Below are 25,724 nucleotides of genomic sequence, written 5' to 3' on the forward strand. Positions count from 1 at the left end.
AGCGGTCCGGGGCTCATTCCGCCGCGCCGCGGTAGCCGCCGTCGCGGAGCTGCTCGCGGGCAGCCTCCACGGCGCGGTCGGTCGCCGGGGCCTCCGCGGCCGGGGCGTCGAGGACAGGGGTGCCCGCCCCGGTCTCGCGCAGCGGCGCGAGGCGCGCGGCGCCGTCGGCGAGGAGCGCGTCGGCGACGCGGGCACCCAGCCCGCGCGCGACGTCGTCCCGGGCGGTCGCGGCCGCGGCGAGCGATCCGGCGCTCGGGGGGAGCGCGGCGCGCGCGGAGTGCGTGAGCTGCTCGGCGCCGTCGACCCGCGCGACGACGGCCGTCAGCGCCACGTCGCCGTCCTCCACGACGGCGTGCGCGCCGACGGGGGCCGCGCACCCGGCCTCGAGCCGGCCGAGGAGCGCGCGCTCGGCGAGCACGGCGAGGCGCGTGGGCTCGTGGTCGAGGTCGTGCAGGGCGCGGGCGAGGACCGGGTCGTCGAGCGACGACGTGCGCACCTCGACGGCGAGCGCGCCCTGCCCGGCGGCGGGCGCCATGATCGCGGTGTCGATCACCTCGGACACGGCCTCGAGCCGGCCGAGGCGGGCGAGCCCTGCGTACGCGAGCACGACGGCGTCGAGGTCCGCCTCCTCACCGAGCGCCCGAGCGAGGCGCGTGTCGACGTTGCCGCGGATGTCGACGACGTCGAGGTCGGGCCGGACGGACCGGAGCTGCGCGGCGCGCCGCGGCGACCCGGTGCCGACGCGCGCGCCGCGCCGGAGCGTCGTGATGGTCAGGCCGCCGCGCGCGCACAGGACGTCGCGCGGGTTCTCGCGCTCGGGCGTGATGACGGTGAGCCCCGGTGCGGGCTCGGTCGGGAGGTCCTTGAGGGAGTGCACCGCGACGTCGCACCGGCCGTCGAGCAGCGCCTCGCGGAGCGCGGTCACGAAGACGCCCGTGCCGCCCATCTGGGCGAGCGAGCCGGTGAGCACGTCGCCGTCGGTGCGGATGCGCACGATCTCGACGTCGCGGCCGGTCAGCTCTTCGAGGCGGCGGGCGACGTGGCCGGTCTGGGTCGTCGCGAGGGCGCTGCCGCGCGTGCCCACGCGGAGGGGCGTCGTACCTGCAGGACTCACGGAACCAGTCTCTCCCCACTTCGGCATTCCACGAAAATGTGCACGTCACGGCGCGGGAATGATGCGGGGAGTGACGTGGTCCTGACGCCCGGTCAGGAACTTGCGGACAATGTGTCAGGTCATTTCGCGCGGAATTCTCGGGACTATTCCGGCGCGCAATCCGGTGAGGATTCCCTCAACCCGCGGCCGCGAGGCCGCGGGCACATTCCTGCGCGTGGCCGACGATCGACGCGAGCCCCGTCCCGGCGATCCAGCCGCCGGTCACGGCCAGCCCGGGCACGGCGTCCACGCGCGCGACGAACGCCGCGACCTCGCGCCGGAACGCGGGCGTGGGCGGGGGCAGCGCGCCGTTCCACCGCGTGACGACGTGGCCGAGGACGCGCCCGTGCAGGTCGACGCCGAAGAGGCGCGACGCGTCCAGGACGACGCGGTCGAGGTCCGGCTCCGTCGTCGCGCCGATGCGCCCGTAGCTGAGGCGCACCACGTGGTGCCCCGGCCCGGCGGCGGCGCGGACGCGGTCGCGCAGCCAGGGCCACTTGGCGGTCGAGTGCGTGAGCGCCTTGGCCTCGACGTCCGACGGCGGCGCCGCGCGCCCGGCGTCGCGGTGCGGCGGGGCGACGAGCAGGCCGGTCCCGCGCGGGGCGTCGTCGAGCTCGGGCGCGCGCAGCAGGAGCGTCACGAGCCGCACGTCCGCGCCGGGCTCCGGGTCCGGCAGGAGGTCGGCCGCCGTCCCGACGAGCGGGCCGAGCGCGTCGACGAGCGCCGGGGTCGTCACGACGAGGCGCGGCGCGGCGAGGTCGACCGAGCCGCTCGGGGTCTCGGCGCGCACGAGCCAGGTCCCGGGGCCGCCGTCCGGGGCCGCGGCGCGCGAGATCCCCGTGACCTCGTGGCGCAGCCGGAGGTCGGCACCCGCGGCGAGCCCCTCGACGAGCCGGTGCATGCCGCCGTCGATGCCGCGCACGGCCGACCCGGCCGGGGCGAGGGCGCGCATCGACGCGACGGCGCGCGCGAGCGACCCCTCGCGCTCGAACGCCTCGCGGAGCCCGGGCGCGACCGCCGCGACGTCCAGCCGGTCGAGGGGGGCGGAGTGCACGCCGGAGGCGACCGGCGCGACGAGCCGCTCGGTCACGCGCGCCCCCATGCGGGACCGCGCGAACGTCTCGAGCGTCCGCAGGTCGGTGAACCGGCGGGGCAGCACCCGGTCGAGGCTCGCGCGCAGCGACCCGCCGAGGCCGACGGCGCGGCGCACGTCGCGCGACCACGGGTCCGCGGGGATGCCGAGGACGCCCGCGCGCGGCAGGGGGTACGCGTGCCCGGCGGCGTAGCCCCACGCGCCCGCGCCCGACGGCTCGACGACGTCGAGCCCCAGCTCGCGCACGAGGTCGCCGACGGCGGTGCCCCGGGCTGCGAACGACTCGGCCCCGAGGTCGACGCGCACGCCGTCGAGGCCGGGGAGGTCCCCGCCGCGGACGGGCCCGCCGGGCACCTCGGCGGCATCCAGCACGACGACGCGCAGCCCCTGCGCGCGCAGCGTCCGCGCGGCGGTGAGCCCGGCGACGCCCGCGCCGACGACGATCGCGTCCGCGGTCTCGACCCCCTCCGGTGCGGCGGGTCCGGACGGACGGGGCGTCGTCGGCTCGGTGCTCACCGTCGGGTCGCCTCCTCGGTGGCGGTGTCGGCGGCGCTGCCGGGAGCGTCGTCCGCGAGCGCGTGGACGAGCGCGACGACGCGCGTCAGCACGTCGGGGTCGGTGTCCGGCGGGACGCCGTGGCCGAGGTTGACCACGTGCCCCGGGGCCGTGCGCCCGCGGCGCACGACGTCCCGGACGTGCGCCTCGAGCACGTCCCACGGCGCGGCGAGCAGCGCGGGGTCGATGTTGCCCTGCACCGGCACGGGGGCGTGGCCCTCGCCGAGGAGCCGGGCGGCGTCGTCGAGCGGCGTGCGGTAGTCGACGCCCACGGCGACGTCCTGCACCCCGGCTGCGGTCACGGCGTCGCGCATCGCGGGGAGCAGGTGGCCCGTGCCCGTGCCGAAGTGGACGACGGGCACGCCGAGGTCCGCGACGTGGGTGAGCGCGCGCGTGCTCGCGGGGGCGGCGCCGGCCGCGTAGTCCGCGAGCGAGAGCGAGCCGGCCCACGAGTCGAAGAGCTGCGCCGCGCTCGCGCCCGCCTCGACCTGCGTCCGCAGGAACGTGCCGGTGAGGTCGGCCGCCCAGTCGACGAGGCGCTGCCACGTCTCCGGGTCGCCGCGCAGCAGGGCGCGCGCCGCGAGGTGGTCGCGCGACGGCCGGCCCTCCACGAGGTAGGCGGCGAGGGTGAACGGCGCCCCGGCGAACCCGATGAGGGGCGTCGTGCCCAGCGCGTCGACGGTCAGCGCGACGGCCTCGCGGATCGGGGCGAGCGCGTCCTCGGTGAGCTCGCTCTCCACGAGCCGGGCGACGTCGTCGGGCGTGCGGTACGCCTGGCCCATGACGGGGCCGACCCCCGGCGCGATCTCCACCTCGACGCCCGCGAGCCGCAGCGGGACCACGATGTCCGAGAAGAAGATGCCCGCGTCCACGCGGTGCCGGCGCACCGGCTGGAGCGTGATCTCGGACGCGAGGTCGGGGCGCAGGCAGGAGTCGAGCATGCTCACGCCCTCGCGCGCGGCGCGGTACTCCGGCAGCGAGCGGCCGGCCTGGCGCATGAACCACACGGGTGTGATTTCCGGGCGCTTTCCGGTCGTGCCCGCGCGCAGGGCCTGCACGAGCGGGGAACGGTCCGTGCGGCCGTCGGTCAGGGGATGGCCCGGGGAAAGGGCGACAGGAATCACAGCTACCGATTCTGCCTCTCTCCCGGGGGAATGATTAAATCGGAGGCACTGTGGCTCTTCTCTCCCTCACGGCCAGCCACCACGAGCTGGACCTCGACGCCCTGGAACGACTCTCCACCGGGGCCCACTCGATCGGCGGCTCCGCGGTCGCGGCGTGCGACGTGATCACCGGTGCGGTCGTCCTCGCGACGTGCAACCGGTTCGAGCTGTACCTCGACGTGGACGCCCCCCTCGACGGCACCGGCGTGCAGCACGCGACCGAGCACGTCGCGCGCATGGTCGCCGAGGCGTCGGGCGTGGAGGTGGCCGAGGCGCTCGCGTCGTTCCGCACGCGCGCCGGGACCGAGGTCGCCGAGCACCTGTTCGCCGTCGCGTCGGGCCTGGACTCGATGGTCGTGGGGGAGCGCGAGATCGCCGGCCAGGTGAAGCGGGCGCTGGAGACCGCGCACGCCGACGGTGTCACGTCCTCGACGCTCGAGCTCCTCTTCCAGACGGCGTCGCGCACCTCCAAGAAGGTCAGCACGCAGACGACGCTCGGCGGGGCCGGTCGCTCCGTCGTCGCGCTCGGGCTCGACCTCGCCGCCGCCGAGCTGCCGCCGTGGCCGCAGGTCCGCGCCGTCCTCATCGGCACCGGGTCGTACGCGGGCGCGAGCCTCGCCGCGCTGCGGGCGCTCGGGTGCGACGACGTGCGGGTCTACTCGCAGTCCGGCCGCGCCGAGGAGTTCGCCGCCGCGCGCGGCGTGGAGGCCGTGGCTGACCTCGTCGCGGCGCTCGAGGACGCGGACCTCGTGGTGTCGTGCAGCGGCGCGCGCGGGCGGGCGCTCGCGGCGGACGCCGCGCGCCCGGGCGCGGAGCGGCGCGAGCAGGCGATCGAGCACGTGCTCGACGCCGCCGCGGTGGTGCGCGCGCGCGAGCGGGCCGCGGTGCGGGCGGGCGAGGAGCCCGTCGCGCGCCCCACGGTCGTGCTCGACCTCGCGCTGCACCGCGACGTCGACCCGCGCGTGGCCGACGTCGAGGGCGTGCTCCTGTACGACCTCGCGACGCTCGCGGCGCACTCGCCGTCGATCGCGTCCGAGCTCGTGACCCAGGCCCGCGCGATCGTCGACGAGGCCACGCGGGCGTTCGAGGAGACGCGCCTCGGCCGGGCGGCGGACACCGCGGTCGTCGCCCTGCTGGCCGACGCCGAGCGGCGCGTCGCGCTCGAGGTGGCCGACGTCGTCGCGCTGCGCGAGGCGGACGGCGACCCGGTGGAGCCGGACGAGGCCGACGAGATCGCGCGCGGCGTGCGGCGCCGCGTGCACGCCGACCTGCACCGCGCGATCGTCGCGGCCCGTGCGGAGGCCGTCGCGGCGGCGCAGGCCGAGGAGCGCGCGGTCGTCGCGGACGCCCAGGCGCTCGTCCACGAGGCCGCCGGCGTGCGCTGACCCCCGTCCGCTCGACGGACCCGCTGCCTCGGGCATCCGATTGACAGCGCAGTCATAGCCGGGAGAGGGTGGCCGACGGACGCCCGTCGTCGACCAGGAGCACCGTCGCCCCGCCACGAGCGGCCCGGGCGGCACCTGACCGACGGCCCCGGGGCGCCCCGGGCGACGACGCCCGGTCGCACGTCGAAGAGGACATGGCATGAGACGACCACGACTCGCCCTGCTCGCCGCGGGGCTCGCGCTCGCCGTCGCGCCGGGCACGCTGCTGCCCGCCGCCGCGGGCGCCGCCCCCGCCGACGAGGGCACCGTCACCGCCGCCGCGAGCGACGACCTCACGCTCGAGGTCAACCCGTTCGTCGGCACCGAGAGCGAGGGCAACGCCTACCCGGGCGCGACCGTCCCGTTCGGCATGGTCCAGCTCAGCCCGGACAACACCAACTCCTACGCCTCGACGTCGTACAGCACGAACGCCGGGCGCGTGTGGGGCTTCAGCCACCGGCACGTGAACAGCGCGGGCTGCCCCGCAGCGGGCGAGCTGCTCGTCACGCCGGACACGAGCACCACCCCGCGCACGTCGCGCTCCTTCATCGCGATCAAGGACCAGAAGAGCACCGAGCGCGCGTCGGCCGGGTTCTACGAGGTGACGCTCGCGAACGACGTGCACGCCGAGCTCACCGCGACCACGCGCGTCGGCGCGCACCGCTACACGTTCCCCGCGTCGACGACGTCGCACCTGTCGTTCAACGTGGGCCAGACCCTGCGCGACGCGGGCGCGAGCTCGGTGACGTGGGTCGACGACCGCACGCTCCAAGGCTGGGTCGACAACGGCGGCTTCTGCGGCGGCACGCCCGACAAGCAGCGGTACTTCTTCAGCGCGACGTTCGACCGCCCGGTCGCGTCGAGCGGCACGTGGGGCACCGACGCGCGCTACGTCGCGGGCTCCACGACGAGCGAGGTCGCGGGCGGGAACAACGGCGCCGTCGCGGTGTTCGACACCACGACCGACCGCGACGTCGAGGTGAGCGTGGGCGTGTCGTTCGTGAGCGTCGACGGCGCGCGCGCCAACCGCGAGGCCGAGGCCACCGACGAGGGCGGGCAGGTCGCGTTCGACACCGTGCGCGAGGAGGCCCGCGACGCGTGGAACGCCGAGCTGGGCCGTGCCGCGATCGACGCGTCGCCCGACCAGCGCCGGATCTTCTACACCCAGCTCTACAAGACCCTGCTGTCCCCGACGATCGGCAGCGACGTCGACGGCCGGTACCGGGGCATGGACCTCGAGGTCCACCAGGCCGACGGCTGGGACTACTACCAGAACTTCTCGCTCTGGGACACGTACCGCACGCAGGCGACGCTGCACGCCCTCCTGCTGCCCGAGCGCGCGCAGGACATCGTGCGTTCGATGTACCAGCACCGCGTCGAGGGCGGCTGGCTGCCGCGCTGGTCTCTCGGCGCGCTGGAGACCAACATCATGGCGGGCGACCCGGTCACGCCGTGGCTCGCGGAGAACTTCGCGCTCGGCACCGTCCCCGACGACATCACCGACGAGCTGTGGGACTACCTCGTGGAGAACGCCACGACGACCCCGCCGGACGACGTCGCGTCCGTCGGGCGGCGCAGCACCGAGTTCTACGCCGAGCACGGCCACGTGCCGTTCTACCCCGAGAACGAGGGCGGCCTCGGCGGCCAGTTCGAGGAGTACCGCCACGGCGGCTCGGCGACGCTCGAGCTCGCGCTCGCCGACGCGAGCCTCGGCGCCGCGGCCGAGCGCACGGGCCGCGAGGGCGGCCAGGCGTTCCTCGACAAGGGTCGCAACTGGCGCAACCTCTGGAACCCGGACGTCCAGCTCTCCGGCGGCTTCCAGGGCATGGTCAACGCGAAGCGCCCGACGGGCGAGTTCGTCACCCTGCCCGAGCTGACGGACGTCACGCGCTCCGGCTTCCACGAGGGCGTGCCGTGGCAGTACCAGTGGATGGTGCCGCAGGACGTCACGGGCCTCCAGGAGGTCATGGGCGGCGAGGACGGCTTCGTCGAGCGTCTCGACTACTACTTCGACCAGCCGGCGCTCGCCGCGAACCCCGGCGTCTCGCCGAGCACGTGGGCCAAGGGCGGCAGCTCGTACTACACGACCATCCGCTACAACCCGGGCAACGAGCCGACGATCATGAACGCGTGGCTCTACGGCTACGTGGGCCAGCCGTGGAAGACGAACGACGTCCTCGCCGCGAACCTCAACCGCTTCCCGGACACCCCGGGCGGCGGCGTCGGGAACGACGACCTCGGCACGCTCGCCGCCTGGTACGTCATGGCGTCGCTCGGGTTCGAGCCCGTCATGCCGGGCTCCGGGATCCTCGCGCTCAACGCGCCCAAGGTGCAGGCCGCGACGGTCACGACCGACGCCGGGGCGACGCTGCGCATCGACGCGGCGGGCGCGAACGAGAAGCTCCCGAGCTACGTCGCCGGGCTGGAGGTCGACGGCGTCGCGCACACCGCCGCGTGGCTGGACGTCGCGGCGCTCCAGGACGGCGGCACGCTCGACTTCGACCTCTCCGACACGAGCGCGGGCCTCACGTGGGGCACGGGGGCGGCCGACCGCATCCCGTCGGTCTCCGCCGTCGTGCCGCCCGCGCCGGTCGAGGTCGAGGCGAGCGCGCGCTGCCTCGGCGGCCGGGCGTTCGTCGCGGTCCGCGCGACCAGCACGGCCGACGCGCCGGTGGACGTGACCCTCACGACGCCGTTCGGCGAGCGGACGGTCCGGCACGTGCAGCCGGGCAGGAGCGCCTACCAGTCGTTCACGACGCGCGCGACGTCCGTCGAGGCCGGGACGGCGACCGTCACGGTCGTCGCCGCGGACGGCACGACCACGACGGTCGACGCGGCGTACGACGCGCTGGCCTGCGGCTGACCGCCGCGTCACCGCGGGTGCGCGCCGCGCACCGGACGAGGGCCGTCGTCGGGCAGGACGCCCGACGGCGGCCCTCGCCGCGCCGCTAGGCTCGCCGCGTGAGCACCACTACGCGCCTCGGCGTCCTCGACATCGGCTCGAACACCGTGCACCTCGCCGTCGTCGACGCCGCGTACGCGGCGCGTCCCGTGCAGGCCGCGGGGGCGCGCACGGTCGTGCGCATCATGCGCTACCTCCGGCCCGACGGGTCGCTGTCCCCGGAAGGGGTCGCGGCGATGCTGGCCGCCGTCGACGACGCGATGGCTCTCGCGCGCGAGTCGGCCGTCGACGAGATGCTGCCCATGGCGACGTCGGCGCTGCGGGACGCGACCAACGGGCCCGAGGTGCTCGCCGCGATCGGCGAGCGCGTCGGGCAGCCGGTGAAGGTGCTCTCCGGCGAGGACGAGTCGCGCCTGACGTTCCTCGCCGCGCGCCGCTGGCACGGCTGGGCCGCGGGCCGGCTGCTGGTCCTCGACATCGGGGGCGGGTCGCTCGAGATCGCGTCGGGCGTCGACGAGGAGCCCGACCTCGCCGTGTCCCTCCCGCTCGGCGCGGGGCGCATGACCATGGCCTTCCTGCCCGACGACCCGCCCGCACCCGAGCACGTCGAGGCGCTGCGGGAGCACGTGCGCACGACGCTCGCGCCCGCCGTCGCGCGGTTCGCCCGGCTCCCGCGCCCGGACCACGTCGTCGCGACGTCCAAGACCTTTCGCTCGCTCGCGCGGCTCGCGGGCATGCAGACCGAGGCGGTCGGCCCCGACGACCGGTGGCGGATGCGGCGCGCGCAGCTCGCGGACTGGGTGCCGCGGCTCGCGCGCATCACGGCCGAGGGCCGCACCGCGCTGCCGGGGATCACGCCGGAGCGCACGTTCCAGATCGTCGCGGGCGGGGTGGTCGCGGTCGAGACGATGCGCGCGCTCGGCGTGGACGAGGTCGAGATCTGCCCGTGGGCGCTGCGCGAGGGCGCGATCCTGCGCCGCCTCGACCACGCCTGACGCCCGGAGAGCAGCTCAGCCGTCGGCTCCGCGCGCGCCGGGCGGGGTCGCCCACCGCGGCGCGTCCGCACCCCACGGCCGGGCCGGCGCGGGGTAGTCGTCGACGGGCTCGCCCGCGAGGCGGTCGAGCGCGGGCCGCGTCGTCGTCGCCTCGACGTCCCGGCCGTCGAGGCGCACCCGGTGCCCGACGACGCACCGCGCCCCCGGCGTCCGCGGCGGCCCGTGCGCGGGGTCGCGCCCGGGCGCGGCGAGCAGCGCGTTCGCGGTGCGGGCGAGCGCGCCGTCCACGTCGCGCCCGCGGCCGTCGGCCGCGCGGTCGGCGAGGGCGTCCACGACGGCCGCGGCCAGGAGGTAGCCCGTCGCGTGGTCGAGCGCCTGGGCGGGCAGGGCGCCGGGCGCGGACGTCGAGGCGTCGCCCACGGTCCCGTCCCGGGTGCCCTCCACGAGCGCGATCCCGCTGGCCGCCTGCACGATCGAGTCGAAGCCGCGGCGGCGGGCCCACGGACCGTCGTCGCCCCACGCGCTGACGCGGGCGCGCACCGCGCCGCCCGGCAGGCGCAGGCCGAACGCCTCGACCGCGCCCGGACGGTAGCCCGTCACGAGCACGTCGGCGGCGTCGAGCAGCTCCTGGGCCCGGGCCCGGCCGTCGGGGGTCGCGAGGTCGAGCAGCGCGGACCGCTTGCCCTGCCCCGTGTCGAGGTGCTGGACCTCGATCTCGGGCAGGCCCGGCGGGTCGACGCGCAGGACGTCCGCGCCGAGCAGCGCGAGCGTCCGCGTCGCGACGGGCCCGGCGATGACGCGGGTCAGGTCCAGGACCCGGAGGCCGGCGAGCGGCCGGGGGCCGGGGGCGAGCGGGCGCGGGGGAGCGGCGTCGTCGCGCACCGCGGTCCGCACGCCAGGGCCCGACGCCGCGGCCCGGCCCGGCGCGGACGCGCGCCACTCGTCCGCAGAGCGCACGCGCACGGCGATCGCGCCGACCGAGGCCGCGAGGTCCTCGACCTCCTGGGCGGACCGCGCGGCGAGCGCCGTCGCGACGTCGTCCCGGGACGGGTGGTCCGCGACCGTGGCGGGCAGGTCGAGGAGCGCGAGCAGCCGCGCGCGGTGGTGCGGGTAGTTCGCGTGCGTGCGGACCCAGCCGTCCGCCGCGCGGAAGAAGCCGGACAGCGGCGCGAACCCGTCCACCGGAGCGCCGTCGACCCGCAGCAGCCGGTCGCTCGCGAACGCCGCCGCGACGCGCTCGGGGTCCGGGGCCGGTCCGGGGTCGAACCCGCCCGCCCGCGCCGCGGCGTCGCGCACCGCGGCGACCGACGCGATCGCCAGGCCCCGGACGGGCAGCGTCGCGGCGAGGAAGTCGTGGCCCACGCCTCCCGTCCCGGCGGTCATGACACGACGGTACGCCCTGGTGCGTCGGGGCCCTGGGTCATGTTGGACGGTCGTCCATCTGGCGGTCCGCGCGGACGGGACTTAGCGTTCCTGAGGCGTGTCAACCCGACACGCCGGGCATGTCGGATCTCTTCAGGGGGCAGCAGATGGTTCGGAACGCGAGGCGCTGGTCGGGCGTGGCGGGCGTGGCGATGGCGACGGCGCTCGCCACGGGGCTCGGCGGTCTGCTCGTCGCTCCGAGCGCGAGCGCGGCGGGCGCCGTCGTGGCGCCGCTGGGCGCGCGCACCTACTCGGTCTCCTCCTACTACGGCCCGCGCTGCATGCCCGTCGCCGGTGCGTCGGCGTGGCACCTCGGGCAGGACCTCGGCGCGGCCTCCGGCACCCGGATCAACGCCATCGCCGACGGCACCGTCCTGCGCGCGGGCAGCGTCACCGGGTTCGGGCAGTGGGTCGTCCTGCGGCACACCATCGGCGGGAGGACGGTCTCGAGCGTGTACGGGCACGTCATCGACGGCGACAAGTACGTCAAGGCCGGGCAGACGGTCAAGGCCGGGCAGCGCATCGCCGACGTCGGGTCCAGCGGCTTGTCCACGTCCCCCCACCTGCACCTCGAGGTCTGGAACGGCACCTACGGATCGGGCGCGTCGCACACCGACCCGCTCGCCTACCTGACGGGCCAGGGCGTCGACCTCGGGCGCGACGCGACACGGGTGGCCGCCAGGTCGACCGCGACGTCGTGCACCTACTACACGAACGCCGTCGTCGACCTCCGGGCCGGGGCGGCCACCGGCTCCGCCGTCGTCGCCCGGATCCCGCACGGGGCGACCGTCGTCGGCGCCCCCGGGGACGAGAGCGGTTCGTGGCGCCGGGTCACGTCGGGGCAGGCGACGGGCTGGGTCCCTGCGGCGAGCATCGGGCCGACCAGGCCCGCGCCGATCGGCACACCCCCGGCACCCCAGCCGCCCGCATCCCAGCCCCCGGCGCCCCAGCCGTCGGCACTTCAGCAGGCGACCCGGTACGTCACGGCCGCGTCGCTCAACCTCCGGGCGTCGGCGACGAGGGCCTCGGCCGTGGTCGCACGGCTCCCGAAGGGCACGACGCTCTCCGTCGTGACCACGTCGGGCGGCTGGCTCAAGGTCACCGCGAACGGCCGGACCGGCTGGGTGTCCGCCCAGTACACCTCGACGGGCGCCCCGTCGGCGCCCGCGACGCCGACCCCTGCCCCGGTGACGCCCCAGGCCGGGACGTCGTACGTCACCGCCTCGAGCCTCAATCTGCGGGCGTCGGCGTCGACCTCGTCCAAGGTCGTCGCGCGGCTCGGGCGCGGCACCGTGGTGACGCACGTGGGCACCGCCTCGAAGGGGTGGCTCAAGGTGACCGCCGGGGGCAGGACGGGCTTCGTCTCCACCGCGTACCTCTCGGCGCAGAAGCCCCGCTGAGCCGATCTCCGCGCCGCGCCCCTCCGGAGGCGCGGCGTCAGTTCCCCAGCGTCACCGTGCCGGGGAACCGGGCGGCGGACCGGTCGGTGACCGAGCCGTCGCCCGCGGCGTTGATCTCGCTGATCATCATGACGAGGTCCAGGTCGGAGTCGGCCGCCCGGGCGAGGCTCGTGGCGAGCTGGTACGGGTCCGAGAGCGGCTTCATGTCGTAGTCGGTGACGATCGCCCGCGTCTGCATGCCGAGGGCGTCGTTCTCGACGGCGGTCCGCACGCTGTCGGCCAGGCGGTTCATCTGCGACTCGGTGAGCGTCATCGTCACCTGCTGGCCGGGTGACACCTCGCCGGACGGCGAGAAGCCGGAGAAGTCGCGCGTGTTGAAGTACTGCGACGACATGTCGTCGGCCGTGACGTCGAACGAGTACGTGCGCGCCGACAGGTCCTCCGTGCCGGACGCGTCGAACGACTGCGACAGGCGGAAGTCGCCCCGGTCGCCGTACGTCGCGGTCATGAGCTGCTCGGTGCTGCCGTCGGGGTAGGTCGTCGCGACGAGCGAGCCCGTGTTCTGGCCGAGCTGCCACTCGGCCCCGCCGACGGGCGTGTCGAAGCCGACGGTCGACGTCGAGTCGTAGTTGACGCGCTCGATGGTCGTCGTGCCGGAGATCCCGGTCGACGGGTCGCCGGGGATCTCGCCGGTGACGAGGTAGGTGTCGTAGGCGGCCTGGCCCTCGGGCGTGGACAGATCGAACTCGGCGCTGCGCAGGGACGCGCCGTCGAGCGACGTCGTGTTGCCGAGCATGACCTTGACCGCGTCGAAGTCGAGGCCGAGGCCCGCATGGTTCGCGATCGCCTCCGTCGGGCCCGCGGTGACGCGGACCGTGTCGTCGCCCGTGCGCTCGATGAGGCTGCTCACGCCCTCGGAGTCCTTGACGGACGACTCCAGCGCGATGTGCCGGAACGCGGCGTCGAGCTCGGTCTTGGAGTAGCTCCCGCCGTCCATCGTCACGGACGAGCCGACCGGCATGCTCCGCGGGTCGAACGGGTTGACGGACCCGGGGTCGACGTCGGTGCCGTCGGGCATCTTCAGGGTGTACTCGGACGTGACGCCGGTCGTGTACCCGCCGCTGACGCCCGTGCCGCCCTTCGAGACGCCGCCCTCGACGCCGATCGAGACGTCCGACTTCGACGTGTAGGTGGTGAAGCCGTCCTCCGACTTCTCCCCGACCGTGTACTCGGCGCCGCCGTTGACGCCGAACGAGACCTTGGAGCCGTCGGTCGTCTTGAACCAGTCGGCGAGCGACCCGCTGCCGGAGTACGTCGTCTCGCCGCTGTCCGGGTCGTGGGAGACGCCGAAGCCGACCTTCGACTCCGTGCCCTCCGTCGCGGGGCTCCCGAGGCCGCCGTTGTCGGAGCCGCCGCTCTGGCTGCCCTTCACCGAGACCGTCGGGCCGCCGGGGCCGTCGCCGCTCTCGCCCGAGCCGCCGTCGCCCGACCCTCCGGAGCCCGAGCCGCCGGACCCCGACCCGGACCCGCCCGACCCGCCGGCATCCCCGCCGGCGCCACCGCCCGTGCCGTCGGAGCTGGCGCTCTCCTGCTGGTCGGCGTTCGTGCGCACCTTGTCGGCCGCGTCGCGCAGCGTCGCCGCGGCCGCGGCGAGCGCGGGGCCGAGCTCGGAGGTCCAGCGGCCGCGCAGCTCGTCGCCGTCGGGCCCGGCCCAGCGGGCCCCGCTGACGGTGGACTGGAGGCCGCCGCGCGTCGTCTCGAGCGACTCCGACGCCGTCGTCAGGCTCTGCGCGAGCCTGCGCAGCTCGCCGATGTCGGCACCGTAGAACCCCATGGTCGTCCCTCTGTCGCGGCGGATCGTGCTTCCGGAGCGTACGTGGACGGGCGCCCCCGCGTCTCGGGGTGCCCATGGGGCGAGGTCCCCATACCACGTCCGAGCGGCCTGCCTGCGGGCGCGCGGTCAGGCCGAGAGCACGTCCGCGAGGCGTTCGAGGACGATGCGGCCGGCGGGCGGGACGCGGTCCGCGTCCGCCGGCGTGAGCCACGCGAGCTCGGCGATCTCGGCGTTCGGTGCCGGCTCGGGGGACCCGGGCAGCGGCTCGGCGTACAGGCAGTGCATCCGCACGACGCGCCCGCCCAGCCCGTGCCCCGGGGCCTCGGCGACGAACGCGGGCCGGACCGTCTCCGGGTCCAGGCGCACGCCGAGCTCCTCGTGGATCTCGCGCACCAGCGCCTCGGTGTCCGTCTCGCCGGGCTCGACCTTGCCGCCCGGCATGAAGAAGCGGTCCTTCCCGGTCGTCCGCACCGCGAGCAGGCGTCCGTCACGGACGTTCACCCAGCCGACGGTGCGCAGGGGCGGGAGGTCGGACGGCGGGGCCGACGCTCCGGCGGTCGAGGGGCCGGCGGGGCGCAGGTCGGGCGTGCTCACGCGTCCCACTGTGCCACCCGGCACCCACGTCGGGGCGGACGGAAAACCCCGACGGCGCGTGGCGCACCCAGCGAACCACGCGCCGTCGGGCCTGCCCCTCGCGCGGCCCCAGTTCCGGCGAAGGGCGATCGTGCCGGGCCGAGGCCCGGCACGACGATCGTCACACCGACCAGCGGACCCTGCTCGGTGCGGACTCGTTCCAGACGCGGTCGAGCGCGGTCACGGCGTACGTGTACCGGCGCCCGCGGACGGCGGTCGGGTCGAGGAAGTCCTGGACCACCCGGCCCTCGGCCCGCTGCGTCGCGACGAGGTTCGCCGGGTTCTCGGTGTCCACGTGCTGCACCCACCCGTCGGCACGGTAGATCGCGAACGACGTCGCCGCGAACCGGCGGCCGCCGGCGTCGGTCCAGTGCACGCGGACGCCGTCGTCGCGCCAGCCGGCCCACGCGAGCACGGGCGTGCGGACCTTCGTGCCCGGGAGGTGCGGCATGGCCGGGACGAGCGCCGGGTTCCGGTAGTGGTCGTCGCGCACGCGCGTCATCGAGCCCTGCGGGTCGGCCGGGACGTGCTTGGCCGAGAAGTAGACGTTGCCGTGCACCGGGTGCTCCTGCTCCTGGCAGAACGTCAGGTGGTTCGACAGCTCGGCCGGGTCGGTGAAGACGCCCGACGTCACCTTGTACAGCGCCTCCCCGATGTACAGGTGCGTGCCGGACTGTGCGGCGACGTCGGCCCACCACGGGACGAGCTTCGCGTAGTCCGCGACGGCGAGCCCCAGCTGCCAGTAGATCTGCGGGTTGATGTAGTCGAGCCAGCCCTCGAGGACCCACTTGCGCGTGTCGGCGAACTGCATGTCGTACGACTGCGAGCCGCCCGTCTGCGAGCCGCGCGGGTCCGTGGAGGCGTTGCGCCAGATGCCGAACGGGCTGATGCCGAACTTGACCCACGGCTTCGCCTGCTTGATGCGCTGCGAGATGGACTGCACGAACGTGTCGACGTTGTGGCGCCGCCAGTCCTCGACCCGGTCGAAGCCGGCGCCGTGGGTCGCGAAGGTCGCGGCGTCCGGGATCGTCTCGCCCGCGACGGCGTAGGGGTAGAAGTAGTCGTCGAAGTGCACGCCGTCGATGTCGTAGTTCTCGACGCTGTGCAGGATCGCGTTCTTGATGTGCTCCTGCGCCGCGGGCAGGCCGGGGTCGAAGTAGAGCTTTCCCCCGTAGGCCCACACCCACTCCGGGTGCTGCCGCGCGGGGTGCTCGGGGACGAGCCGCGCCGGGTCGGCCTGCATCGACACGCGGTACGGGTTGTACCAGGCGTGGATCTCCAGGTTGCGCCGGTGGCACTCCTCGACGACGAACGCGAGGGGGTCGTAGCCGGGGTCCCGGCCCTGCACACCCGTGAGGTACTGCGACCACGGCTCGTAGGGGCTGGGCCAGAACGCGTCGGCCGTCGGGCGGACCTGGACGAACACGGCGTTGAGACGGAAGTCGCGCGCGACGTCGAGCCAGCCGAGGAGCTCGGCCTGCTGCTGCTCCGCCGAGAGCCCGGACGCCGACGGCCAGTCGATGTTCACGACGCTCGAGATCCACATCGCGCGCAGCTCGCGCTTGCGGGGCGCCGGGGCCGCGGTCGGTGCGGCGTGGGTCGCGCCGGGCGCGGTGAGCGCGGCGGCCGGGGTGAGCGAGCCGACCGTCACGGTGAGCGTGCTCGCCGCGACGCCCGCCGTGGCGAGGGTGAGGAACTGTCGTCGTCCGACGCCGGCCGGAGCCGGGGCGGGAGACGTGGGGGAGCCGTCGAGCGTCATTGCTGATCCTCCGGGTCGTCGAGTATGTGGCAGATAGTTTCACAGAACATCGTGTCTGTGAAGGTTTGCGCCACGCGTTCCTGGCGGAGGGGCCGAGAGTGGGGTCGTCGGCGTTCCGGGACTCGACGAGCTCGCCGAGGTGCGCGCGTCGCACCGTGCCCAGCTCGCGGCCACGGGTGGGATGCCGGGCCGGGGCGGCCCCCACCCGGGCGAGCCGACCGCCGTCTGACCCGGGCGCCGTCGAGCACGACGCGGGGTGCGGACGAGAACGGGGTCGGCGACCGAGATCCCGAGGATTCGGTCGCCGACCCCGTGCTCGGCACCGGCCGGTCAGTCCAGGTAGGTCTCGACCAGGCGGGAGGCGAGGCCCGTGTACGTCGCGGGGGTGAGGTCCGCGAGGCGCTGCGCGACGTCGTCGGGCAGGCCGAGGCCCGCGACGAACTCGCGGAGCCGCGCCGCGTCGACGCGCTGGCCGCGCGTGAGGTCCTTGAGGCGCTCGTACGGGTTCTCCATGCCGGGGACGCCCGCGACCGACGCCGCGCGCATCGCCGACTGGATGGGCTCGCCGAGCACCTCCCAGTTCTCGTCGAGGTCCGCCGCCATGAGGTCGGCGTTCGCGGCGAGGGCCTTCAGGCCGCGGCGCACGTTGTCGATCGCGAGGAGCGAGTGGCCGAACGCGGGGCCGACGTTGCGCTGCGTCGTCGAGTCCGTGAGGTCGCGCTGGAGGCGCGACGTCACGAGCGTCGCGCCGAGCGTGTCGAGCAGCGCGGACGAGATCTCGAGGTTCGCCTCGGCGTTCTCGAACCGGATCGGGTTGACCTTGTGCGGCATGGTCGACGACCCGGTCGCGCCCGGCACGGGGATCTGCGTGAAGAACCCGAGCGAGATGTACGTCCACACGTCGGTCGCGAGGTTGTGGAGGATCCGGTTGAACCGCGCGACGTCCGCGTACAGCTCGGCCTGCCAGTCGTGCGACTCGATCTGCGTCGTCAGCGGGTTCCACGTGAGACCGAGACCCTCGACGAAGTGCTTCGAGACCGACGGCCAGTTCACGCCCGGGACGGCGACGGAGTGCGCGCCGTACGTGCCCGTCGCACCGTTGAGCTTGCCCAGGTACTCGGCCGCACCGACGCGGCGGAGCTGCCGGCGCAGCCGGTGCGCGAGGACGGCGAGCTCCTTGCCGAGCGTCGTCGGCGTCGCGGGCTGGCCGTGCGTGCGGGAGAGCATCGGCACGTCGGCGTGCTCGCGCGCCATCTCCGCGAGCTGGTCGGCGAGCGCCGTCGCGGCGGGCAGCCACACGTGCTCGACGGCGCCGCGCACCATGAGCGCGTAGGACAGGTTGTTGACGTCCTCGCTCGTGCACGCGAAGTGCACGAGCTCGCCGACGCCGGGCAGCACCGTGTCGGGGCCCAGCGTGTCGGGCGCTGCGGCGAGGCGCCGCTTGACGAAGTACTCGACCGCCTTGACGTCGTGCACCGTCTCGCGCTCGATCGCGGCGAGCTCGGCGATCTCGTCGCCACCGAACGTCGCGGGGATGCGGCGCAGGTAGGCGACCTCGGCGTCGGAGAGCTGGGGCGCGCCGGGCACGACCGGGCGGACCGCGTTCTCGTCGACCGCCTGGACGCCGTTGCACAGCGTGATGAGCCACTCGACCTCGACGTGGATGCGCTCGCGGTTGAGCGCGGCCTCGCTGAGGTGGTCGACGAGCGGGGCGACCGCGGCGCGGTAGCGGCCGTCGAGCGGGCCGAGCGCGATCGGCGGGGTCACCTCGGCGAGGCTCACGCGGGCAGGGGCGGCTGCGGCAGGGTTCTCGGGCACGCCCCTGATTCTCCCACGCGTGCCCGACGGCGGTCGGTGCCGCCCGCAGTCCGGGCAACGGAGCCGTCGCGCGGCCCGTGGCCGTCCCCAGCGTCCGGGCGCGAGGGTTCGGTCCACAGCCTGGCGACCTGCCGCGCCGTCGGCCGGCGGGGCTCCGTACGGTCGCCGCCATGCCGACCCCGCCACCACCGCCGTGCCTCGCCGCACCCTTCGGGATCACCCGTGCCCGCGACAAGGTCCGCACGGCGACCGACGACGCCGCGCGCGCCGGCGCCGCCCTGGAGACCCCCGACCTCCCGTGGGCCGGGCAGGCGCGGCACGCGTACGACGACGCGACGGCGGAGGGTCGGGCAGCCCTGCTCCGACTCGACGAGACGCTCGGCACGTGCCTCGTGCGGCTGGACGCGCTCACCGTGCTCGCGGAGGCCGACGTCACGAGCCTGCGGGCGGGGCTGGCCGCGGGGCTCGCCGCGGGAGGTGGCTGATGAGCGGGTCGCCGCCCGGTCCGTCCGTCGTGATCCGTGGCGGGACGGAGCCGACGGTCGTCGAGACGGCGGGGGTCGTCGCGCAGGCCGCGGTGCTCGCGGCCCGGGCGGACCTCCTTGCGGGAGCGGCAGGGGCGCTGCGGGACGCGCGGCACGCGGTGGAGGTCACGACGGCCACGCCGACGGCGTACGCCGGGCGGCTCGTCCCGGCCGAGCCGCTCGGGTCGGCCGCAGGCGCGAACCTGACGACGACGCCGTTCTGGTCGGCGGAGGTCCGGGCCGCGCGCGCGGCTCTCCTCGACGACCTCGACGCGGCGGCCCTGCTCACCGGGCAGGAGGAGCAGCGGTTGCGCGGGCTCGCCGGGCGGCTGCACCAGGCGGTCCGGGTGTACGACGACGCGGACGCCGCGGCCGCCGCCGGGTGGTCCGACACCGCGCTGGTCGTGGCGGGACGGCACTACGGGCTGGCGGGGGCGGGCGCCGCCGGGCTCGGGATGATCGTCACGCAGGGCCTCGCCGGGCTCGCGCAGTCCCTGCTGCACGGAGGACCCGCTCTCGGCCGGCTCGTCACGACGGGCGAGGCGCTGCACCCCGCGACCGTCCGCGCGCTGGGTCGCACGATCGGCATGCTCGACCCGGACCGCGCCTGGTACGCCGTGCCGACGGTCGGGAACGCGGCGGCGGTGCTGCGGGCGTCCGTCCAGCCGCTGCGCGACCGGTTCCTGCCCGACCCGGAGGTGCGGCGGGTCGACGCTGCGCCCTACGACCTGCCGACCCCCACGGACACGCGGTCCGCACTCGGCGCCGTGGCGGCGCTCGGGAGCACGGACTCGGTGCTGAGCGTCCAGCGCATCGTCAAGGACGGCGGGACGCCGACGTGGGTCGTCGCGATCCCGGGCACCCAGCCCGGCAACCTCCGGACGGTGTGGAACATGACGTCCAACTACGACCTGATGTCCGACGACGAGTCCCAGCGCGCGCGGGCGGACAGCGCGCGGGCGGTGCTCGACGCGATGGGCCAGTCGGGCATCGAGCCCGAGGACGACGTCGTGCTCGTCGGGCACAGCCAGGGCGGCATGGTCGCCGCCACGATCGCGGCGGCGACGGTCGGGACCTACCAGGTGCGCCACGTCGTCACCGCCGGGTCACCGGTCGGGGGGCACGGCCTCCCGCCCGGCGTGCGCGCCACGCACCTCGAGACGAGCGGGGAGGGGGTCTCCGGCCTCGACGGGAAGCCGAACCCGGCGACGCCTGAACGCGTGACGGTGACCGGTACCGTCTTCGCGCCCGGCGGCGGGCCGCCGCTCGACGTGCCGCACTCCGTCGGCTACCACCAGGACGTGCTCGACGCCGCGGTCGAGGTGGGCGACCGCGGCCTCGAGGAGCACCTCGCCGACGTGGAGCACTGGCTCGACGGGGAGGCGGAGGACCCGCTCGTCTACGAGGCACGTCTCGTCCCGGACCCCGAGACGACGTTCTGCGTCGGCGAGCTCGCGGTGCCGAGGCCGCCGTGGCCCCCGTGGCAGGCACCGGACGGCGTCGTGACGGCGCCGGGCCCGTCCCTCGGCACGCCGGGGACGTCCGGGACGGCCGGCGGCTCCGGCGCGACGGCCGGGTCCGGGACGACGGGCGGCTCCGGCACGCTCGGCGGCACGGGGACGTTCGGGGGCGCCGGGACGGGTGGTGGCGAGGACGATGCGCGGTGACGGCCCGGCGCCGTCCCCCGGTGGGCCGGTCGGGAGCACGGGCGGCGGCGCGCGCGGCGGAGCGCTCGGGTCAGCGGTCCTGGGCCTTCGGCACGACGGCCGAGACGAGGAAGTTGATCACGGCGATGATGAGGGCCGCGAGCAGCGCCCACCAGAACCCGCCGATGATGCGGATGCCCCAGTCCGTCTGCTCGGTGATCCACGCGGTGAGCATGAGCATGAGCGCGTTGACGACGAGCGAGAACAGCCCCAGCGTGAGGATGTAGAGCGGGATCGAGAGGACCTGCACGATCGGCTTGATCACCGCGTTCACGAGCGAGTAGAGCAGCGCCACGACGAGGACGATCACGACCTTGCCGCCGGCCGTGTCGGAGCCGACGATCTGGAAGTGCTCGTCCATGAACAGGCTCGTGAGCCAGATCGCGAGACCGGTGATGAGGACGCGGACGACGAAGCTCATACCCGGCATCCTGCCATCCGGGCGGTCGTGCGGCACGGGCGCCGCGCGTGGCGCGCCGTCGTCCGCCACGGACCGCGGTGCACGGGTGGCATGATCGAGGACCGTGGCCCACGAACCCCGCGTCCCCCTGCGTCCTGCCGTCGCCGCCCTGCCGGCCTACGTCCCGGGGGCGCGCGTCGCCCCGGGTGCGGCGGCGTTCAAGCTCTCCTCGAACGAGAACCCGTACCCGCCCCTGCCCTCGGTCGTGGCGGCGATCGCCGACGCCGCGGCGGACGCGAACCGCTACCCGGACATGTACGCGACCGAGCTCACCGAGGCGCTCGCGGCGGACCTCGGGGTGGGGGCCGACGAGGTCGTCGTGGGCAACGGCTCGGTCGCGGTGCTCGCGCACGTCCTCCAGGCGGTCGTCGAGCCGGGCGACGAGGTCGTCTACCCGTGGCGCTCGTTCGAGGCGTACCCCATCGCGGTCGCGGTCGCGGGCGGCACGTCGGTGCGGGTCCCGCTCCTGACGGGGGAGCACCGTGGGCGCCTCGACCTGCCCGCGATGGCTGCGGCGGTCACCGAGCGCACGCGCGTCGTCATGGTGTGCACGCCCAACAACCCGACCGGTCCGGCCGTGCACCGCGACGAGCTCGAGACGTTCCTCGCGGCGGTGCCGTCGGACGTGCTCGTGGTGCTCGACGAGGCGTACCTCGAGTTCGTGCGCGACCCGGAGGCCCCCGACGGCCTCGCGGTGTACGCGCAGCACCCGAACGTCGTGCTGCTGCGCACGTTCTCCAAGGCGTACGGCCTCGCCGGCCTGCGCGTCGGGTACGCCGTCGGGCGTCCGCGCCTCGCGGCGGGCATCCGTGCCGTCTCCACGCCGTTCGGGGTCTCGCACGTCGCGCAGCGGGCCGCGATCGCGTCGCTCGGGGCGCGGGACGAGCTCCTGCAGCGGGTCGAGCAACTCGTGGCGGACCGCACCCGCCTCGTCGAAGGGCTGCGCGACCAGGGCTGGTCCCTGCCGGAGTCGCAGGCGAACTTCGTGTGGTTCGACCTGGGGGACCGCACGGCGCAGCGCGCCGAGGAGGCGCGTGCCGCCGGCGCGATCGTGCGCCCGTTCGCGGGCGAGGGCCTGCGCGTGAGCGTGGGCGAGCCCGAGGCGACCGACCTCTTCCTGCGCGTCAGCGCGACCTGGCTGTAGCCCCTCCTCGACGCTCCCCGGCGTTCCGGCAACAGAACTTCCCCAGATCGTCCCAGCCCCTGGTGCTCGCGTCTCCGGATTGCTACTTTTACGTAGCAATCACTTCCGAAGGGGGAGATATGAAGTTTGGTCGAGTACTGACGACGGCGATGGTCGCCGGTGTCCTGGCTCTGACGCCCGCAGCGGCGTTCGCCGGCTCGCAGCTCGTGGGCGGCGGGATCTGGAACTACGGGACCAGCTCCGGGGCGATCTACTCGCACTACCTGCACAACACCCAGTGCCACGGGGCGTCGGTGCACAACGGGAAGCTCTACCGGGTGACCAACATCAAGCCCGGGGTCTGGGCGAAGGTGCACGCCAAGGACTGGCCCATGCGCGTGGACCACGCCTACTGGCACACGTGCGCGTAGCACGGACGCAGGGCAGGGGCGGCGCCGTGCCGCCCCTGCTCGGTCCGGCGCGGAGCCTCCATGCCGAACAGAAGCCTCAGCCTGGCCTACGCCCTTGCGGTGGTCGTCAGCCTCTTCCTCGCCTTCTTCACGGTGCAGGCGTACAGCGAGTTCGCGGTCCGCGGGTTCGACGCCCAGCTCCGCGTCGACTCCCTCGGCACGACCGCGTCGAGCGCCGAGGTGTACGGCACGATCGCGACCTTCGCGACCTCCCGCGACTGCACCGTCGCCAAGGTGACCTTCGACCTCACCGACGTCTCGACGCGGCACCTCTCGGTCCTCGGTGACGGCTCGGCCGACCCAGGCGGGCGGTGGCTCGACCACGGCGTCGCCGACTTCAGCCGCGGCGTCACCACGCAGGTGCACCCCGGTGCCGAGCTCGGGGCCACGAGCCCGGTGGGCTCCTACGGGCTCTCGTGCGGCACGGCGGAGGCCGAGGCGCTGGCCGCCGCGCTGCGGGAGGCCGGGGTGACGGCGTCGGCCGACTCCTACCCGACGATCCTCTCGTGGCACCGCTACCTCGCGGGCACGCCGATCCCGGCGGGCTACGCCATCGCGGCGGTCGCCGTCGTGCTCCTCGCGGGGTGCGGCGCGCTCCTCAACGCCCGGGCGTACGCGGTCCAGCGCCTCCAGGGCGCGCCGTTCTCCAGCATCCTGCGGCGCGACCTCGCCCCGATCGGCCGACGCCTCGCCCTCCACCTGGGTGGTGCTGCCGTCGTGTGCGCGATCGTGCTCGGCGCCTACAACGGGTTCGCGCAGGCGACGACGTTCCTCGGCCTGGCCGGCGCCGTCCTCGCCGGGCTGCTGCTCGTCACCGTGACCGCCCACGCCGTCTCGACGGCCGCCGCGCAGCGCATCCCGCTCGCGGCCGCGATCAAGGGCGAGTCCGTCGGGGCCTGGGTCGTCCCCGCCGCGTTCGGCGTGCGGTTCTGCGCCCTCGTCATCCTCGTCGCGTCGATCTTCTCCGCCGTGCACGCGGGCCAGCTCATCGCGGGCCAGCAGGCCGCCCGCTCCGCCTGGCAGAGCGCGGGCGGCGCGAGCTCCGTGGGCGTGGGCGGCGACGACCAGGCCCGGGCGGGCGAGTTCGCGCAGCGCCTCGGCGAGGTCGTCGTGCGGGCCCTCGACGACCGCGAGGCGGTGCTCGCCGCGCGGCAGCCCGTCTCGGCGTTCGGCACGGTGACCGTCGCCCCCGAGGACCAGCCGGTCCTCCTCGTCAGCCCCTCGTACCTGAAGGAGCAGGACGTCCGCGACGCGGCCGGGTCGCGGCTCGCCTCGGCGCCGGGGTCGTGCCTCACGATCCATCTGCCCGCCACGCTGCGGGCGGACCAGCAGGACGACGTCGTGGCCGCCGTCGGCTCGTGGGCGGACTACTTCGGTGCGACGTGCGCCGTCGAGCGCGGTGCGCCGCTCGCCGAGGGCAGCACGCTGTTCGACTACGGCAACGCGGCGGACCCGAGCGCGTCGCCGCTCGTGGACGAGCCGGTCGTGCTCGTCGTGGACCCGGCCTCGGAGGTCGTGAGCGCCGACGGGTACGGCGCGTACACCTCGACGGGGGACGTCGTCTTCCTCGACCCGGCGTACGTGCTGGAGGAGAGCCGCGCGGCGGGCATCCGCGACTACGTCCTGTCGGTCACGCCGATCGCCGACGCCGCGGCCGAGGAGTACCAGAAGCTCGTCCGGAGCTTCCGGCTCGGGCTCGCGAACATCGCGGCGGCGGCCGGCGTCGTGCTCCTCACCGCGGTCGTGGTGTCGAGCGCGTACACGCGGCGGTACGCGCAGAGCGTGTTCGTCCGCTACATCGCGGGGTGGTCGTTCGCCGCGCGGTACCGCGCGGCGTTCCTCGCCGAGGCCGCCTCGGCGGTGCTGCTCGTCGCGTACGTGGCGGCGAACCCGCCGCGCACGCCGCCGGCCCTCGGCGCCGTCGTCGCGGCCGCCGCACCGCGGCTGCTCGGGGGAGCGGAGCCGCTCGTCGCGGTGGCGGTGTGCCTCGTGTCGTCCGCCCTGCTGGTGACCGCGCTCGCGGTGGCCCAGCGCCGGCTCCTGCGGACGCGATCCAGTGACAGCTGAACGAAGGGGGATGGCGATGATCGAGGTCGTGGGTGCGGCCAAGTTCTACGGGGCGCGGACGGTCTGGACGGGCCTCACGCTGAGCGTGGAGGCGGGCTCGATGGCGGGCCTCGTGGGGTCGAGCGGCTCGGGGAAGACGACGCTGCTCAACTGCGTGGGCCTGCTCGACCGGCTGGACGCGGGGACGCTGTTCGTGGACGGCCGCGACGTCACCGCGCTGAGCCCGCACGGGCGACGCCTGTTCCGACGGGACGAGCTCGGGTACCTGTTCCAGAACTACGCGCTCATCGACAACGCGACGGTCGCGGCGAACCTCGACGTCGCGTTCGTGAGCCGGGGCGTCCGGCGGGCGGACCGCGCGCGCCGGCGCGAGGAGGTGCTCGAGCGCGTGGGGCTCGGCGGCTACGAGCGCGCGGCCGTCTACGAGCTGTCGGGCGGCGAGCAGCAGCGCGTCGCCGTGGCGCGGCTGCTCCTCAAGCGGCCGCGCGTCGTGCTCGCCGACGAGCCCACGGGGGCGCTCGACGAGGGGAACGCCGACGCGATCGTCGGCCTCCTGCGCGAGCTCGCGGACGAGGGGCGTGCCGTGGTCGTCGCGACGCACAACCCGCGCGTCGAGCAGGCCTGCGACACCGTCCTCGAACTCGGCGTCTCGACCCAGCACGTGGCCCGCGCGCTCGTCGGCGCGGACGACGACGGCACGCCGTAGCGGGCGGGCGACGGCGGCGCGGTTGCCGGGCCCTGGTCACGCGAGAAGACTCGCGGCATGGACAACCAGGAGTACGACCAGTTCGTCGACGACTACGGCTGGCTCTTCGGGGGCGCGGCCCTGGTCGTCTACATCGCGGTGGCGGTGATCTTCTTCATCGCCTACGTCCGGATCATCCAGAAGGCCGGCTACTCCGGCTGGTGGGTGCTCGTGGGCCTCGTGCCGATCCTCAACGTCGTCATGTTCCTCGTGTTCGCGTTCTCGCGCTGGCCGGTCCTGCGCGAGCGCGACGCGCTGCGCTCGGGCGGCGTCTACCCGCGGTAGGGGCAGCCCTCCTGGTACCGGGGGTGCGCCGGTGGAGATTGGAGGTTCTCTACAGCCGGTCGTGACGGACGTTGGGCGACACGTCGGAGGCGCTACCTACGGGGTCGTAGCCTACGCTTGCGTAGGCTACGGAGACGTAGGTTCCGACGGCGCCCTCTATCGGGCGCCTCCTGCCCCCGAGCGGGCCGGCCGC

General features: G+C 75.2%; 20 protein-coding genes. 11 read left to right on the forward strand and 9 right to left on the reverse strand.

Features of this window, described 5'->3' with window-relative positions; genetic code table 11:
- Nucleotides 1–13 precede the first annotated feature (13 nt).
- The 3 genes from hemC to hemE form a co-directional block, all read right to left on the reverse strand.
- Nucleotides 14–1,141: a hydroxymethylbilane synthase gene (gene hemC, locus E1O70_RS06780; RefSeq protein WP_082774295.1), complete on the reverse strand. Its 1,128-nt coding sequence runs from the start codon at nucleotides 1,139–1,141 to the stop codon at nucleotides 14–16.
- 148 nt (nucleotides 1,142–1,289) lie between these two features.
- Nucleotides 1,290–2,762 carry a protoporphyrinogen/coproporphyrinogen oxidase gene (locus E1O70_RS06785; protein ID WP_082774294.1) on the reverse strand — a complete coding sequence of 491 codons (1,473 nt, stop codon included), beginning with the start codon at nucleotides 2,760–2,762 and terminating at the stop codon, nucleotides 1,290–1,292.
- The gene (gene hemE, locus E1O70_RS06790; RefSeq protein WP_082774293.1) at nucleotides 2,759–3,925 is read right to left on the reverse strand and encodes a uroporphyrinogen decarboxylase; all 1,167 of its coding nucleotides are present in this window, start codon (nucleotides 3,923–3,925) and stop codon (nucleotides 2,759–2,761) included. Before hemE ends, E1O70_RS06785 begins: the two co-directional genes overlap by 4 nt.
- A gap of 50 nt (nucleotides 3,926–3,975) precedes the next feature.
- On the opposite strand from hemE, the gene E1O70_RS06795 reads away from it, so the two are divergent.
- From E1O70_RS06795 to E1O70_RS06805, 3 genes are all read left to right on the forward strand, one after another.
- Complete coding sequence (locus E1O70_RS06795) at nucleotides 3,976–5,349, forward strand: glutamyl-tRNA reductase (RefSeq protein ID WP_061267055.1); 1,374 nt, start codon at nucleotides 3,976–3,978, stop codon at nucleotides 5,347–5,349.
- Between the two features lie 199 nt (nucleotides 5,350–5,548).
- Nucleotides 5,549–8,251, forward strand: a complete 2,703-nt coding sequence (locus E1O70_RS06800; protein WP_061267054.1) for a GH92 family glycosyl hydrolase — start codon at nucleotides 5,549–5,551, stop codon at nucleotides 8,249–8,251.
- Between the two features lie 98 nt (nucleotides 8,252–8,349).
- A complete protein-coding gene (locus E1O70_RS06805; protein ID WP_061267053.1) occupies nucleotides 8,350–9,285 on the forward strand; it encodes a Ppx/GppA phosphatase family protein in 936 nt (311 codons plus the stop codon).
- 15 nt (nucleotides 9,286–9,300) lie between these two features.
- Here the strand turns inward: E1O70_RS06805 and E1O70_RS06810 are convergent, their stop codons facing one another.
- Nucleotides 9,301–10,668: a CoA transferase gene (locus tag E1O70_RS06810; protein WP_061267052.1), complete on the reverse strand. Its 1,368-nt coding sequence runs from the start codon at nucleotides 10,666–10,668 to the stop codon at nucleotides 9,301–9,303.
- Nucleotides 10,669–10,814: 146 nt separating this feature from the next.
- Here E1O70_RS06810 and E1O70_RS06815 point away from each other — a divergent pair, with 146 nt between their 5' ends.
- The gene (locus E1O70_RS06815; RefSeq protein WP_167496854.1) at nucleotides 10,815–12,107 is read left to right on the forward strand and encodes an SH3 domain-containing protein; all 1,293 of its coding nucleotides are present in this window, start codon (nucleotides 10,815–10,817) and stop codon (nucleotides 12,105–12,107) included.
- 37 nt (nucleotides 12,108–12,144) lie between these two features.
- Here E1O70_RS06815 and E1O70_RS06820 read toward each other — a convergent pair whose 3' ends face one another.
- The 4 genes from E1O70_RS06820 to purB all read right to left on the reverse strand — a co-directional run bounded on the left by E1O70_RS06820 (nucleotide 12,145) and on the right by purB (nucleotide 18,151).
- The gene (locus E1O70_RS06820; protein WP_061267050.1) at nucleotides 12,145–13,941 is read right to left on the reverse strand and encodes a hypothetical protein; all 1,797 of its coding nucleotides are present in this window, start codon (nucleotides 13,939–13,941) and stop codon (nucleotides 12,145–12,147) included.
- 126 nt (nucleotides 13,942–14,067) lie between these two features.
- A complete protein-coding gene (locus tag E1O70_RS06825) occupies nucleotides 14,068–14,535 on the reverse strand; it encodes an NUDIX hydrolase (RefSeq protein ID WP_218004289.1) in 468 nt (155 codons plus the stop codon).
- Nucleotides 14,536–14,695: 160 nt separating this feature from the next.
- Entirely contained in the window at nucleotides 14,696–16,333 is a 1,638-nt protein-coding gene (locus tag E1O70_RS06830) for a glycoside hydrolase family 10-like protein (protein WP_061267049.1), read from the reverse strand.
- Between the two features lie 330 nt (nucleotides 16,334–16,663).
- Nucleotides 16,664–18,151 (reverse strand): adenylosuccinate lyase, encoded by a 1,488-nt coding sequence (gene purB, locus E1O70_RS06835; RefSeq protein ID WP_061267048.1) that lies wholly within the window; start codon nucleotides 18,149–18,151, stop codon nucleotides 16,664–16,666.
- Nucleotides 18,152–18,321: 170 nt separating this feature from the next.
- On the opposite strand from purB, the gene E1O70_RS06840 reads away from it, so the two are divergent.
- Nucleotides 18,322–18,636, forward strand: a complete 315-nt coding sequence (locus E1O70_RS06840) for a hypothetical protein (RefSeq protein ID WP_061267047.1) — start codon at nucleotides 18,322–18,324, stop codon at nucleotides 18,634–18,636.
- Nucleotides 18,636–20,342 (forward strand): PGAP1-like alpha/beta domain-containing protein, encoded by a 1,707-nt coding sequence (locus tag E1O70_RS06845; RefSeq protein ID WP_061267046.1) that lies wholly within the window; start codon nucleotides 18,636–18,638, stop codon nucleotides 20,340–20,342. Before E1O70_RS06840 ends, E1O70_RS06845 begins: the two co-directional genes overlap by 1 nt.
- Nucleotides 20,343–20,412: 70 nt before the next feature.
- Here the strand turns inward: E1O70_RS06845 and E1O70_RS06850 are convergent, their stop codons facing one another.
- Nucleotides 20,413–20,802, reverse strand: a complete 390-nt coding sequence (locus tag E1O70_RS06850) for a phage holin family protein (RefSeq protein WP_021483630.1) — start codon at nucleotides 20,800–20,802, stop codon at nucleotides 20,413–20,415.
- A 103-nt stretch (nucleotides 20,803–20,905) separates the two neighbouring features.
- Between E1O70_RS06850 and hisC the strand changes: the two genes are divergently transcribed.
- The 5 genes from hisC to E1O70_RS06875 all read left to right on the forward strand — a co-directional run bounded on the left by hisC (nucleotide 20,906) and on the right by E1O70_RS06875 (nucleotide 25,531).
- Nucleotides 20,906–21,985, forward strand: coding sequence for a histidinol-phosphate transaminase (hisC, locus tag E1O70_RS06855; RefSeq protein WP_061267045.1), 1,080 nt, complete (start codon nucleotides 20,906–20,908; stop codon nucleotides 21,983–21,985).
- Nucleotides 21,986–22,104: 119 nt separating this feature from the next.
- Complete coding sequence (locus E1O70_RS06860; protein ID WP_082774291.1) at nucleotides 22,105–22,395, forward strand: lactococcin 972 family bacteriocin; 291 nt, start codon at nucleotides 22,105–22,107, stop codon at nucleotides 22,393–22,395.
- Between the two features lie 60 nt (nucleotides 22,396–22,455).
- Nucleotides 22,456–24,501 (forward strand): hypothetical protein, encoded by a 2,046-nt coding sequence (locus tag E1O70_RS06865; protein WP_128957645.1) that lies wholly within the window; start codon nucleotides 22,456–22,458, stop codon nucleotides 24,499–24,501.
- Nucleotides 24,502–24,511: 10 nt separating this feature from the next.
- The gene (locus tag E1O70_RS06870; protein WP_240696630.1) at nucleotides 24,512–25,207 is read left to right on the forward strand and encodes an ABC transporter ATP-binding protein; all 696 of its coding nucleotides are present in this window, start codon (nucleotides 24,512–24,514) and stop codon (nucleotides 25,205–25,207) included.
- Nucleotides 25,208–25,264: 57 nt separating this feature from the next.
- The gene (locus tag E1O70_RS06875) at nucleotides 25,265–25,531 is read left to right on the forward strand and encodes a DUF805 domain-containing protein (protein ID WP_021482356.1); all 267 of its coding nucleotides are present in this window, start codon (nucleotides 25,265–25,267) and stop codon (nucleotides 25,529–25,531) included.
- Nucleotides 25,532–25,724: the final 193 nt, after the last annotated feature.

Source organism: Cellulosimicrobium funkei, assembly GCF_004519295.1.
Taxonomy (GTDB): domain Bacteria; phylum Actinomycetota; class Actinomycetes; order Actinomycetales; family Cellulomonadaceae; genus Cellulosimicrobium; species Cellulosimicrobium funkei.

Bases quoted from the DNA above. Each gene is read 5' to 3' on its own strand.
- E1O70_RS06840 (WP_061267047.1), top strand. From the start codon at position 18,322: ATGCCGACCCCGCCACCACCGCCGTGCCTCGCCGCACCCTTCGGGATC.
- E1O70_RS06820 (WP_061267050.1), bottom strand. From the start codon at position 13,941: ATGGGGTTCTACGGTGCCGACATCGGCGAGCTGCGCAGGCTCGCGCAG.
- E1O70_RS06815 (WP_167496854.1), top strand. From the start codon at position 10,815: ATGGTTCGGAACGCGAGGCGCTGGTCGGGCGTGGCGGGCGTGGCGATG.
- E1O70_RS06830 (WP_061267049.1), bottom strand. From the start codon at position 16,333: ATGACGCTCGACGGCTCCCCCACGTCTCCCGCCCCGGCTCCGGCCGGC.
- E1O70_RS06870 (WP_240696630.1), top strand. From the start codon at position 24,512: ATGGCGATGATCGAGGTCGTGGGTGCGGCCAAGTTCTACGGGGCGCGG.
- E1O70_RS06800 (WP_061267054.1), top strand. From the start codon at position 5,549: ATGAGACGACCACGACTCGCCCTGCTCGCCGCGGGGCTCGCGCTCGCC.
- E1O70_RS06865 (WP_128957645.1), top strand. From the start codon at position 22,456: ATGCCGAACAGAAGCCTCAGCCTGGCCTACGCCCTTGCGGTGGTCGTC.
- E1O70_RS06875 (WP_021482356.1), top strand. From the start codon at position 25,265: ATGGACAACCAGGAGTACGACCAGTTCGTCGACGACTACGGCTGGCTC.
- E1O70_RS06810 (WP_061267052.1), bottom strand. From the start codon at position 10,668: ATGACCGCCGGGACGGGAGGCGTGGGCCACGACTTCCTCGCCGCGACG.
- E1O70_RS06845 (WP_061267046.1), top strand. From the start codon at position 18,636: ATGAGCGGGTCGCCGCCCGGTCCGTCCGTCGTGATCCGTGGCGGGACG.
- E1O70_RS06860 (WP_082774291.1), top strand. From the start codon at position 22,105: ATGAAGTTTGGTCGAGTACTGACGACGGCGATGGTCGCCGGTGTCCTG.
- hemC (WP_082774295.1), bottom strand. From the start codon at position 1,141: ATGCCGAAGTGGGGAGAGACTGGTTCCGTGAGTCCTGCAGGTACGACG.
- E1O70_RS06850 (WP_021483630.1), bottom strand. From the start codon at position 20,802: ATGAGCTTCGTCGTCCGCGTCCTCATCACCGGTCTCGCGATCTGGCTC.